The 330-nt window shown below is 66.1% G+C and carries 1 protein-coding gene; it reads right to left on the bottom strand.

The genetic code is table 11. The features are described 5' to 3' along the window. A partial coding sequence (locus tag ACFHWU_RS29550) for an RNA-guided endonuclease InsQ/TnpB family protein (protein ID WP_416592358.1) occupies positions 1–283 on the bottom strand: 283 nt, incomplete at its 3' end. Positions 284–330 lie beyond the last annotated feature (47 nt).

Raw genomic sequence — 330 nt, forward strand, 5'->3', positions numbered from 1 at the left:
CGGCGGCCTTGATGTTGATCGCCGCGTTGACGTCCCGATCGTGGTGACCGCCACACGGACACACCCACGACCGCACGTCCAACGCCATCCGCTCGTTGATCCGCCCGCAGTCCGAGCACATCCGGGTGGACGGGAGCCACCGGTCCACCCGGGCGAACGTGCGTCCGTACCTCGCCGACTTGTACTCCAGCATGGCGACGAACGACGACCATCCGGCGTCGTGGACGGACTTCGCCAGCCGGGTCCGGCCGAGACCGACGACACACAGGTCCTCGACGTACACCGCTTGATTCTCACGGATGATCGTCGTGGACAGCTTGTGCTGCCAGT

The sequence above is a fragment of the Micromonospora sp. LOL_015 genome (genome assembly GCF_048060275.1).
Taxonomy (GTDB): domain Bacteria; phylum Actinomycetota; class Actinomycetes; order Mycobacteriales; family Micromonosporaceae; genus Micromonospora_E.